The organism is Candidatus Rokuibacteriota bacterium, from assembly GCA_016209385.1.
Classification (GTDB): Bacteria; Methylomirabilota; Methylomirabilia; order Rokubacteriales; family CSP1-6; genus JACQWB01.
This window is the reverse complement of record JACQWB010000029.1, coordinates 1-10980: the sequence shown is the minus strand read 5'-3', so window position 1 is coordinate 10980 and position 10980 is coordinate 1. Positions and strand designations below refer to the sequence as shown.

The following is a 10980-nucleotide window of genomic DNA, read 5'->3' as shown; positions in this document are numbered from 1 at the left end:
GGTGTGGCGCGGGTACCCGCCCCTTCCGAACCTCCCCCGTTGCAGTTCGAGCCGAGGGGCTGCCGACGAGCCGCAGGCGAGGAGAGCCACGAGGCGAGGCCCGAGTTGATTGCGCCGGCCCAGCCCGCGCTCGAAGGGACGGTGCTGACGCATGAGGGAAGGTAGCCCAATGAGCTGCGGGTCCGCACAGGTCGCCGGACGCTCTTCATCGGGAGCCTCGGATCCCGGAGAGCAGGGAGTAACGCTGGAGATCCGGATCCACGGCCGCGGCGGGCAGGGCGCCCAGGTCGGGTGCCAGATCCTGGCCGGCGCCTTCTTCAGGGCGGGCCGCTGGGCCCAGGCCTTTGCGGCCTATGGCGGCGAGCGGCGGGGCGCGCCGGTCACCGCGTTCCTGCGCGTGGCTGACCGGCCCCTCCGGGTCCGCGCCGACATCGAGCACCCCGACCATGTCATCGTCCTGGATCCGAGCCTGCTTGCCGAGCCGAACGTGACCGCCGGCATCCGCGAGGGCGGCAGTCTGCTCGTCGACGCGCCGCTCACCCGCGTTCTCCCGGTGGAGGTCACCCGGGTGGTGGCCGTGGATGCGACGGCAAGCGCCGCGATCCGGGAAGCCAGAGTCGGCGCGGGAGAGGCGCTCAGGGTGCTGACCGTGGACGCCACGTCCATCGCGATGCGGTGGGGCCTCGGCCCGATCGTCTCAACGGCCATGCTCGGCGCCTTCGCGGGAGCGACCGGGTTGGTTTCGCTGGAAACGCTGCTCGAGGCCGTGCGAGAGGGGAGCCCCTCCAGGCTGGAGGAGAACATCCTCGCCTGCCGCGAGGCCTACGCGGTCTGCGCGAGGCTCGACGCGGAGCGAGGCTGAGATGGCAGGGGACCTGGGCGGCGCCCGATCACTGGCGTGGTCTGAGCCCGGTCGAACCACCGGCGAGATCAGGACCGGGGGCTGGCGCACGCGGCGGCCCCAGTACGTGACGCGCCCGGCACCGTGCCAGCTCGCCTGCCCGGCGGCAGAGGCGATCCCCCCGTGGATCGCACGGGCAGAAGCGGGAGATTTCCGGAGCGCCTGGGAGCTGATCAGGGAGGAGAATCCGTTTCCCGCGGTCACGGGCCGGGTCTGCGCGCATCCGTGCGAGACCGCGTGCAACCGCGGCGCGTACGACGGGGCGGTCGCGATCAACGTCCTCGAGCGGTTCGTCGGCGACTGGGGCCTCCGTCACGGGCAACCCGAAACGCCCCGGGCCAGGTGGCAGGAACGGGTTGCCGTGGTAGGCGGTGGCCCCGCCGGGCTGGCGTGCGCCTATCACCTGGCCCGGCTCGGCTACCGGGTCACGATCTACGAGGCGATGCCCGAGCTGGGCGGGCTTCTCCGCTACGGAATTCCCGCCTACCGGCTCCCCCGGAGCGTCCTCGACAGGGAGATTCAGTTCATCCTGAGCCTCGGCGTCGCGGTGCGCGCCGGCGCGCTCCTGGGACGGTCGGTAGGCTGGGAGACGCTGGACTCCTACCAGGCCGTCTTTCTCGCCACCGGCGCTCCGTGTCCGGTGCGTCTCGGCGTTCCCGAAGAGGCCAGCCCCGGCGTCTACGACGGGCTCGCGTTCCTGCGCGAGGCCAACTCGGGGCGCCCCCCACGCCTCGGCGACTGGGCGGTCGTGGTCGGCGGCGGGAGCACAGCCATGGACGTCGCGCGGACCGCCGTCCGACTCGGCGTGGCGGTGACCGTCGTCGCGCTGGAGGCTCGCGACGCGATGCCCGCGGTCGCCGAGGAGGTGGAGCAGGCCATTGCCGAGGGCGCCACGATCATCAATCAGGTCGGCGTGGAGAAGATCCTCCTCGGCAAAGGCCGGGTGGCCGGGGTGAGCATCCGTCCCGCCCGGCTTTCCTTCGACGAATCCGGGGCGATCCGCCCGGCCTTCTCCGACGGGGACGCGATCGTCCTGGAAGCTGACGCGCTCCTGCTCGCGATCGGCCAGGTCCCCGACGCGACCTCGCTCCCTCCCGGCGTCCGGCTCCACCAGGGGATCGTCGCAGCCGGAGAGGACGGAGCGACCGACCGGCCCCGCTTCTTCGCGGGGGGAGACATGGCTCCCGGACCGCGTTCGGTTGCCCGCGCCGTCGGCTCGGGGACGCGGGCCGCCCGCGCCATCCACAGGCTGCTGAGCGGGCAGGACCGGCCGGAACGCCCCGCATCCGACGGCGCACCGCGTCGTCGCCCTCGCCGAAATCAACCTGGACGCCTTTCCCCGGCTGGCGCGCGCCGAGCGAGATCAGCGCTCGGCGGCCGAACGGGTCGCTTCGTTCGTCGAGGTGACCAACGGGCTGAGCGAGGCGCGGGCCCGCGGCGAGGCGCGGCGGTGCTTTTCGTGCGGAGCCTGCACGGGCTGCGACGCGTGCCTGATCTTCTGCCCCGACGTGGCGATCCGACGGGTTGACTCGAGCGGGTACGAGGTCCTGGGCGAGTACTGCAAGGGGTGCGGCCTCTGCGCGCGCGAGTGCCCGCGCGGCGCCCTCGTGATGGTCCCCGAGCGATGAGCCGAGCCAGGCGGGTGACACGGCGAGCGGGGCGCCCCAGCGCCGGCGCCGGGGGGTCCCCCACACCGGGCGCACCCACGCCTTCGGCTTGGGTACCCGGGCGCCGACGCTGGGGCTGCTCGCCGGGGCAGGACCCGCCTGGCTCGAGATGAGCCGATGCTGACGGCGGTAGCAGAGCGGCACACGAGGATGCTCCTCACCGGCGACCACGCCGTCGCCTACGCCGCGCTTCTGGCCCGTCCCCGCCTGATTCCCGTCTACCCGATCACCCCCCAGACCCCCGTGCTCGAAAAGCTCCTGGAGCTCCAGGAGCGGGGAGCACTCGCCGCGGACGTCATGACCGTGGAGTCGGAGCACTCAGCCATGGCAGCCTGCATCGCCGCCTCCCTGGCTGGCGCGCGCGTGTTTACCGCCACGGCCTCGCAGGGCCTCGCACTCATGCACGAGATGCTCCATTACGCTGCGGGAGGCCGCGCGCCCGTCGTGATGGTGAACGTGAACCGGACCCTGGCGGCGCCGTGGGGGTTCTGGGCCGATCAGACCGACAGCCTGGCGCAGCGCGACACCGGCTGGCTCCAGCTCTACGCCGAGTCGGCGCAGGAGGCGCTGGACTCGGTCCTCCAGGCATTCCGCGTCGCCGAGGCCGTCCTCCTCCCGGCGATGGTCGTCATCGAGGCCATGTACGTCTCCCACACGCTGGAGCCGGTGGACGTGCCCGAGGGCGGGCTCGTGGATGAGTTTCTTCCGCCCTACGAGCCCCCCGTCCGCCTTGATCCCGAGGCTCCCCGCCAGTTCGGGGGCACCGTTTCGCCGGCCCAGTGGCGTGCAAACCGCCTGGCCATGCAGGCCGCGATGGAGCTGGCTCTCGAGGCCGTTGAGGCGGCGGGCCGAAGCTATGGCGAGCTGACCGGGCGGCCGTACTCACGGGTGGAAGCCTACCGGGCCGATGATGCGGAGGTCGTGCTCCTCGCCGCAGGCGGCATCGCGGGGACCGCCCGGGAGGCCGTGGACCGGCTCCGCAGGGAGGGGATCGCCGCTGGCCTGGTGAAGCTGAGGCTCTTCCGTCCATTCCCCGCCGCCGACATCGTCCGCCTCCTGGGGGACGTACCGAAGGTCGCGGTGATCGACCGGAACTGCTCGGTCGGAAGCGGCGGGATCATCTGTCAGGAGGTGCGCGCGGCGCTCCACGCCCACGGCGTGAGCCGGCCTCAGGTCTTCGCGTTCATCGCCGGCCTCGGCGGCGTCAACGTCTCCCGAGACCGGATCGTCCAGATTTGCCGCCATGCGGTGAAGGCGCAGAGCCCACCGCCCGGGTCCATCCTCGAGGAGGCGCTATGAGCATCCTCGCCGCGCCCGAAACCGAGCTGCTCTCCCCCGGGCACGCCTCCTGTCCCGGCTGCGCCGTGGCCCTGGCGGTGAGGTTCGTGCTCAAGGCCCTCGGCCCGCAAACTGTCGTCGTCATCCCGCCCTCGTGCATCGCGGTGATGGCCGGGCCTCTGCCCCTGGCCTCCATGCGGGTTCCGGTCTTCCAGACTGCGTTCGAGACCACGGCCGCCGCAGCGTCGGGGCTCGCGCGCGCCTTCAGGGCCCGGGGCGAGGAGGTCATCGTCGCCTGCCTCGCCGGGGACGGCGGTACCCACGACATCGGCCTGCAGGCGCTGTCCGGCGCCGCCGAACGGAACGAGGACTTCATCTATTTCTGCTTCGACAACGAGGGCTACCAGAACACCGGGAACCAGAAGAGCTCGGCCACGCCCTGGGGGGCGCGGACCACGTCGACCCCGCGAGGCAAGTCCACCCGCAAGAAGGACATCGTGCAGATCATGGCCGCCCATCGGATCCCGTATGCGGCCACAGCCTGCCCGGCGTACCCTGACGACCTCGTGGCGAAGGTCGAGCGGGCCAAGGGGCTCAGGGGCACGCGCTTCATCGAGCTGCTCTGCCCCTGCGTGCCGGGGTGGGGGATCGGCGACGATGCCTCGCTGCGGGTGGTCCGCCTCGCGGTGGAGTCGAAGCTGTTTCCGCTCTACGAGGTGGAGGATGGACTGCGCTACCGCATCACGCGGGAGCCCGCCGGCCTGCCCGTGCGGGAGTACCTCTCGGCCCAATCCCGCTACCGGCACCTGACCGAGGAAGGGGTGAGCCAGATCCAGGAGGCAGTGGACCTGGAGTGGGCCCGCCTGCTCGACGCGGGTACCCACGCCGGAGGCGTCGGCGCCCCCCTCCGATTGTCCTAGCAGGCTGAGGCGAAAACTGGTTCGAGCGCGGGCTTGGCCCGCGCAATCGAAGGGGGGAGGCATCGGAAGGGGGGCGGAGCCCCCCTCCGAGCAATCTGGAGCGGGTCGAGGGGTTTGGGCCTCGCTGAGGTCAGGAGGGGAATCGCCATGGCAGACATTCCTTACGTCGAGCGGCTATCTCGTGAGGAGCTGGAGACGCTTCAGCTCGCCCGCCTGCGCCGGGTGGTGGGGTGGGTGTACGAGCGGGTTCCGTTCTACCGCGAGCGGCTGAAGGCGGCGGGGATCAGGCCGGAGAACCTCCGCTCGCCGGCCGATATCCAGCGCTTGCCTTTCACGGCGAAGGTGGACCTGAGGGACCACTACCCGTTTGGCCTTCTGGCTGTTCCGCAGCGTGAGGTCGTCAGGATCCACGCGTCGTCCGGGACGACGGGGAAGCCGATCGTCGTGGCCTACACGCGGAGCGACCTCGAGGTCTGGGCCGAGGTGATGGCGCGCACGCTGGAGACCGGCAACGTGGGCCCCGGGGACGTGGTCCACAACGGGTACGGCTACGGGTTGTTCACCGGCGGCCTGGGCTTCCACTACGGGGCCGAGCGGCTGGGGGCCACGGTGATTCCGCTCTCGGGCGGCTTCACGGAGCGCCAGCTCATGGCCATGCGGGACTTCGGCTCCACGGTCCTCTGCTGCACGCCCTCGTACAGCCTGCACCTGGCGGAGGCGCTGGCCGAAGCCGGGGTCAAGCCTGGTGAGCTCAAGCTCCGGGTAGGGTTCTTTGGGGCCGAGCCCTGGACCGAGGCGATGCGGGATCAGATCGAGTCGCGCCTCGGCCTGGCGGCGCTGAACATCTACGGGCTCAGCGAGGTGATCGGGCCCGGCGTCGCCGTGGAGTGCCTCGAAAAGAACGGAATGCACGTCCACGAAGACCACTTCCTCACGGAGGTGATCGACCCCGAGACCCTGGCACCGGTGCCGCCGGGCATGCCGGGAGAGCTGGTGTTCACGACGCTGACGAAGGAGGCGTTGCCGCTGCTCCGGTACCGGACGCGGGACCTGTCGCTGGTGCTCGCGGAGCCGTGTCCCTGCGGCAGGACGCTGAGGCGGATCGCGCGGATCACGGGGCGGACGGACGACATGCTGATCATCCGCGGGGTGAACGTGTTTCCGTCCCAGGTGGAGCACGTGTTGATGCAGACCCCGGGCGCCGAGCCCCACTATCTCCTCGTCCTTCGTCGCGAGCGGGCGCTCGACACCCTGGAGGTCCAGGTGGAGGCCCGCGCGGAGGTGCAGGCCGCGGGGCCAACAGCGGTCGGCGCGCTCGCGGCCCAGATCCGCCGCAGGCTCCACGAGGCCCTGGGGCTGACCGTCGAGGTCACGGCGCTGGCGCCGAAGACGCTCGAGCGGAGCGTCGGCAAGGCCCAGCGCGTGCGCGACCTCAGGCAGCGGCGTGAGAAGTATTCTCCGCCGGCGAAGGGAGGAGGTGAGGAGTGATGAAGGGCCGATGCTGCGCGCCGCGGAAGGTATCCACGAAGAAGGCGCCCCCCAAGGCGGTCAAGAAGGCGTGACAGAGGGGTCCGCATGAGGCGAACGACCTCGGGGCGCGACGGATCGGCTCGCATCGCAGAGAGGCCTGGATGACCCGCGTCGCTGAGGTAGGAATCCCGGCCGAGGCGAGGTGACGCTGCTTCGTGAGGCGTTTGGGCGGTGGCGATTGAGACCGGTTGTCGGGAGGGTGGTTGTCTGATGGCAGTGCGTCTGGATCGCGAAGGCGGCAGCGTCCTCCTGACCATCGACCGACCTGAGGCGAAAAACGCCCTGGACCTCGAAACCATCGAGGCCCTCTCAGAGATCGTGGACGGGCTGGCTCACGATCACTCCCTCAGAGGCGTCGTCGTCACGGGTGCGCGCGGCACGTTCATCTCGGGCGGCGACCTCAAGGACTTCCTCAGCCTGGACGACTCCGAAGCCGGGAAACGGATGGCCCGGCGGATGCAGTCGGTGCTGGCCAGGCTCGAGGCGCTGGAGGTGCCCGTGATCGCTGCTATCGAAGGGGTGGCGCTGGGCGGCGGTGCCGAAGTGGCCCTGGCCTGCGATATCAGGATCGCATCGGAATCTTCGCGAATCGCCTTCAAGCAGGTGAGTCTCGGGATCATGGTGGGATGGGGCGGGGGGCAGCGGCTCTTGAGGCTTGTGGGACGATCGAGAGCCCTCAGGCTGCTCTTGACAGGCGCCGCCCTTACCGGAGAGGAGGCACTCAGGATCGGGCTCGTAGACGACGTGGTCCCGGCCGGCGAGGCCCTGCCCGCCGCCCTGTCGCTCGCCCGGCAGACCGCGGCCCAGCCCGCGGCCGCGGTGCGGGCCACCAAACGGGCGCTCCACTACAGCGCCGAGATGTCCCGGGCCGAGGCAGCCGCGTTTGAGGCCGAGTGCTTCGCGACGCTCTGGGGAAGCGCCGATCACCGTGAGGCGGTCGCCGCGCTCATGGAGAAGCGGACGCCGGTGTTCAGAGGCGAATGACGATGGCCACGCCGTTCGAAGAGGCGCGTGCCCGCTGGCGGGCGCGACTCGACGCCGGAGCGAAGCCCGCGACCACCCACGCCGGCCTCCCGCTGGAGGCTCTCTACTTGCCTGAGCAGGCCACCGCCGGGTACCTCGAGCGCCTGGGATTTCCGGGCGACTTTCCGCTGACCCGCGGGATCTACCCCGGGATGTTCAAGGAGCGGCTCTGGACCGTGCGCCAGTACTCGGGCTTTGGCACCCCTGAGGAGACCAACGCCCGCTACCGCTTCCTCTTGGAGCACGGGCAGACCGGCCTCTCCGTGGCCTTCGACCTCCCGACCCAGATGGGGCTCGACTCTGACGACCCGCGGGCGCAAGGGGAAGTCGGCAAGGTCGGGGTGGCTATCGATACGGTGGACGACGTGGCCGCGGTGTTTGAAGGGATCCCGCTGGAGAAGATCAGCGTATCCTTCACCATCAACGCTACCGCAGCCATTATCCTGGCCATGTATCTGGTGCTCGCTCAGGAGCGCGGGATCGCGCCCCGACTCCTTACCGGCACCATCCAGAACGACATCCTGAAGGAGTACGTGGCGCGCGGCACCTGGATCTTCCCCACCGAGCCTTCCCTCAGGATGATCGCCGACACCATTGAGTACGCCTCCCGGGAACTTCCGCGCTTTAATCCCATTTCGATTGCCGGCGCCCACTTCAGGGACGCCGGGGCCACCGCCGTGCAGGAAGCTGCCTTCACACTGGCCGACGCCATTGCCTACGTGGAGTACGTGACGGGGCGTGGCCTTCCAGTCGATGCCTTCGCTCCGCGGCTCAGCTTCTATTTCTACACGCACTCGGACCTGTTCGAGGAGGTGGCCAAGTACCGGGCCATGCGCCGGCTGTGGGCCCGGCTCATGCGCGATCGGTTCGGGGCGAGGGATCCACGCTCGTGGCACTTCCGCTTCGGCGTGGTGTGCGGAGGGAGCACGCTGACCCGCCCGGAGCCCCTGAACAATGTCGTGCGTGTCGCCTACCAGGCGCTGGCCTCTGTGCTGGGCGGCGCCCAGACCATCTTCACGTGCGCGTGGGACGAGGCGATCGCGATCCCTACCGAGGCTTCCGCCCTCCTGGCTCTCAGGACCCAGCAGATCCTGGCTTACGAGACCAACGTTGCAGCGGTGGTGGACCCTCTGGGCGGGTCGTACTTTCTGGAGGATCTGACCGACCGGATGGAAGCGGCGATTGCCGAGAAGATCGCCCAGATTAAGCGGGAAGGCGGCATGGTTACAGCCATCGAGGCCGGCCGGGTCCAGGAGGAGATCGCGGAAAGCGCTTATCGGTGGCAACAGGCCGTCGAGCACGGCGAGAGGCGGATCGTGAGCGTCAACTGGGACCGCACTGAGGAGGCCGCGGTTGGCGAGTTCTTCCGGGAGAATCCCGAAACGGTCAGCCATCAACTCGCTCGCCTGGCCCGAACCAAGGCGGCCCGCGATTCGAGGCGCGTCGAGAAGGCGCTCGATACCCTCGGCGAGGCGGCCGCCCGGGACGACAACCTGATGCCGTACTTCCTCGAGGCCGCGGCGGCCCGGGCGACCATCGGCGAGATGGTCGCGCGGCTCAGGCAGGTGTTCGGCGAGTTCCGCGAGCCCCTGGTGTTTTAGTTCACTGCTTTTTCTCACAGGCCGCCGGTGGGAGCCGGCGGGGAAGGAGGGTTTTCAGATGGCGACGAAGGTGACCGTACTGACCAATGGCCCCCTGATGCTCAAGGGCGAGGTCGAGCTGACCGACGCCGAGGGCAAGGCGCTCCCCACAAAACCCGATGCCACGTACCTCTGCCGCTGCGGCGGCTCGGCAAAGAAGCCGTTTTGCGATGGCACGCACAAGAAAAACGGGTTTCAGGGGTGAGACGGAGCCGACGGTGAGCTGCCCCCGGGGAGGAGGGTTTCTCGATTGATGGGAGGCGGCGCGGGGCGATGGCCCGACGCCGTGAGGCCGAGCCGAGTCCGGAACCGCGGGGCGTCGTGGGACCGCTGAATGGCGTCCGGATCCTCGATCTGACCCGGTACATGGCCGGGCCCTACGGGACCATGCTCCTGGCCCACCTCGGTGCCGAGGTCATCAAGGTGGAGGAACCCAAGACCGGCGACCCCATGCGCCAGGTCTCGCTCTACTTTCAGGACGGGCTGTCAGCCCACTTCGTGAGCGGCAACGTCTCGAAGAAGAGCCTCACGCTGAACCTCCGGCACCCCGAAGGACGGCGGATCTTTCTCGAGCTGGTAGCCAGGGCTGACATTGTGGTGGAGAACTTCAGGCCCGGGACTATGGCGAAGCTCGGGCTCGACTATGAACGCCTCAGGGCCGTCAACCCGCGGATCATCCTGGGCTCCATCTCGGGCTTTGGCCAGACCGGCCCATGGCGCGACCTCCCTTCGTTCGACCTCGTGGCTCAGGCTGTCGGTGGCGGGATGAGCCTCACAGGAGAGCCGGGCAAAGCGCCGGTAAAGATGGGGATCCCCATCGGGGATCTGGGGGCCGGCGTCTTTGCGGCCCTGGGACTGGTCGCGGCGCTCTACTGTCGTGAGACGACGGGCCAGGGGGAGTGGGTTGATGTCGGGATGATGGATGTCCAGCTCTCGCTCCTCAACTACCTCGCCCACTACTACTGGGCTTCGGGAAATGTTCCGGGACCAGAGGGCGCGGGACACCCCAATGTGGTCCCGTATCAGATCTTCTGGACCCCAACGGGGTATCTCGCCGTGGCTGTGTACGGCGACCACTTCTGGACCGGCTTCTGCCGGGCTCTTGAACTCTCGGAGCTGATCGACGACCCGCGATTTGCCAGCAACGACCTCCGCTGCGAGCACCGGGAGAGCCTGATCCGGATCCTCGAGGAACGGATCGCCTCGCGCCCGAGAGAGGACTGGATGGGCCGCTTCGCCGAGGAAGGAATCCCTGCCGGCCCGGTGTACCGGGTGGATGATTCCCTCGCCTCTCCCCAAGCCCGGGCGCGACAGATGGTGGTGGAGGTCAAGGGGCCCTCGGGGAATCCGTTGAAGCTCCTCGGCGCCCCCTTCAAGTTTCAGAACCCCGGCGAGAAGATCACTCCACCTCCGACGCTGGGCCAGCACACCCTCGAGCTGCTCCGGGATCTCCTGGGCTATGCGGACGGGCAGGTCGACGCCCTCCGGCGCGAGGGGGTCATCTGAGGGGTCCGCACGCCCACGTGGTCTGATTCAGCTTCGGCGGCCGGCGCCTCGCGGGCGCCCCCTCATGTTCGACGTCTCCTCCCTCCCGCGGCTGGCGACCCGGGCGAATGCAGAATGAGCAAGGACAATCGGAGGGGGCCCGGGTACCCACGCCGGAGGCGTGGGTGTCCCCCTCCGAGGCCTCCCCCAGGAATGGTGGTTCGAGCCGAGGGGCTGCCGACGAGCCGCAGGCCTGGCAGTTCGAGCCGAGGGCCGTCGGCCATGCCGTGAGGCAGGCCCGGCGCGAGGCGAGGCCCGAGTAAGCAACACTGAGGCGAGGCCCGAGTTGGTAGCGCGGGCGAAGCCCGCGCTCGGAGCGCTTCGCGCGTATGCCGGTGGACGACTGGAGCATTCGAGCCGAGTTTTTCAGGATCCTGCTAGAATCGGTGTCGCCAGCGGGCCGAACCAGGAGGGAGCGGGTGAGAGACGTGGGGACGGCGCAACGGAGGTGGAGGCCGAGAGCGATCGTGGTCCCC

10 protein-coding genes are annotated in these 10980 nt (G+C 69.6%); all 10 read left to right on the top strand.

Features of this window, described 5'->3' with window-relative positions; genetic code table 11:
- Window positions 1-169 precede the first annotated feature (169 nt).
- A complete protein-coding gene (locus HY726_01975) occupies window positions 170-862 on the top strand; it encodes a 2-oxoacid:acceptor oxidoreductase family protein (GenBank protein ID MBI4607760.1) in 693 nt (230 codons plus the stop codon).
- Window position 863: 1 nt separating this feature from the next.
- On the top strand, window positions 864-2429 hold the full coding sequence (locus tag HY726_01970; protein MBI4607759.1) for an FAD-dependent oxidoreductase: 1566 nt from the start codon (window positions 864-866) through the stop codon (window positions 2427-2429).
- The gene (locus tag HY726_01965) at window positions 2410-2529 is read left to right on the top strand and encodes a 4Fe-4S binding protein (GenBank protein ID MBI4607758.1); all 120 of its coding nucleotides are present in this window, start codon (window positions 2410-2412) and stop codon (window positions 2527-2529) included. The genes HY726_01970 and HY726_01965 overlap by 20 nt, the downstream gene beginning before the upstream one ends.
- Before the next feature lie 156 nt (window positions 2530-2685).
- Window positions 2686-3867 (top strand): pyruvate ferredoxin oxidoreductase, encoded by a 1182-nt coding sequence (gene porA, locus HY726_01960; GenBank protein ID MBI4607757.1) that lies wholly within the window; start codon window positions 2686-2688, stop codon window positions 3865-3867.
- Window positions 3864-4766 carry a pyruvate synthase subunit beta gene (locus HY726_01955; GenBank protein ID MBI4607756.1) on the top strand — a complete coding sequence of 301 codons (903 nt, stop codon included), beginning with the start codon at window positions 3864-3866 and terminating at the stop codon, window positions 4764-4766. The genes porA and HY726_01955 overlap by 4 nt, the downstream gene beginning before the upstream one ends.
- A 147-nt stretch (window positions 4767-4913) precedes the next feature.
- Window positions 4914-6254, top strand: coding sequence for a phenylacetate--CoA ligase (locus tag HY726_01950; GenBank protein MBI4607755.1), 1341 nt, complete (start codon window positions 4914-4916; stop codon window positions 6252-6254).
- Window positions 6255-6506: 252 nt separating this feature from the next.
- Entirely contained in the window at window positions 6507-7280 is a 774-nt protein-coding gene (locus HY726_01945) for an enoyl-CoA hydratase/isomerase family protein (protein ID MBI4607754.1), read from the top strand.
- A 2-nt stretch (window positions 7281-7282) separates the two neighbouring features.
- Entirely contained in the window at window positions 7283-8920 is a 1638-nt protein-coding gene (locus HY726_01940) for a methylmalonyl-CoA mutase (protein MBI4607753.1), read from the top strand.
- Between the two features lie 58 nt (window positions 8921-8978).
- Complete coding sequence (locus HY726_01935; GenBank protein MBI4607752.1) at window positions 8979-9164, top strand: CDGSH iron-sulfur domain-containing protein; 186 nt, start codon at window positions 8979-8981, stop codon at window positions 9162-9164.
- A gap of 68 nt (window positions 9165-9232) precedes the next feature.
- On the top strand, window positions 9233-10465 hold the full coding sequence (locus HY726_01930; GenBank protein MBI4607751.1) for a CoA transferase: 1233 nt from the start codon (window positions 9233-9235) through the stop codon (window positions 10463-10465).
- Window positions 10466-10980 lie beyond the last annotated feature (515 nt).